1 protein-coding gene is annotated in these 468 nt (G+C 42.3%); it reads right to left on the bottom strand.

Annotation, left to right across the window (positions count from 1 at the left end; translation table 11 throughout):
* A partial coding sequence (locus AB4585_RS28720) for a hypothetical protein (RefSeq protein ID WP_372172182.1) occupies positions 1-468 on the bottom strand: 468 nt, incomplete at both ends.

Genomic DNA, 468 nt, shown 5'->3' with positions numbered 1-468 from the left:
GCTTCTTTTATTTTGAAGTAATCACAGAAATATTTACCGCCTACGCCTGACGCTTTAAGTGTGTATGCCATGGCTGTAGGGAATTGGAGTTCACGTGGTAAGAAAACCTCACCAACCCTCTGTCCAAAAGGTGTTTTGTTTTCCTTGTCCTGCATGTCGATAGAGCGAATATATTCTCTAAATGGTTTGATATCTCGCTGAGTCATAGCGCCCATACCGGCGTCTTTTGGTATAAGTAGTATGGCGTTCGGATGCAGCTGAGTAATTGTGTCAATATTATCGGTGCTCAATAGGCAGTTGTTAGGTATTAGGTTAGTTAGGAAACTTAGAATTTCTAACTGGCTATTGATTCGGTGTTTTGAGAATAGCTGTAGACGACGTTCTGTGACCAGTCGTGAGAATGCCGGTTTATTGGCGCCAAGATTCACGATTGGTGTATCTGGGTATGTGGATATCACCTGTTTTATC

Origin of the sequence: Vibrio sp. 10N.222.49.C9 (assembly GCF_041474985.1) — a bacterium.
Taxonomy (GTDB): Bacteria; Pseudomonadota; Gammaproteobacteria; order Enterobacterales; family Vibrionaceae; genus Vibrio; species Vibrio crassostreae_C.
This window is presented reverse-complemented; position numbering and strand designations above follow the sequence as displayed.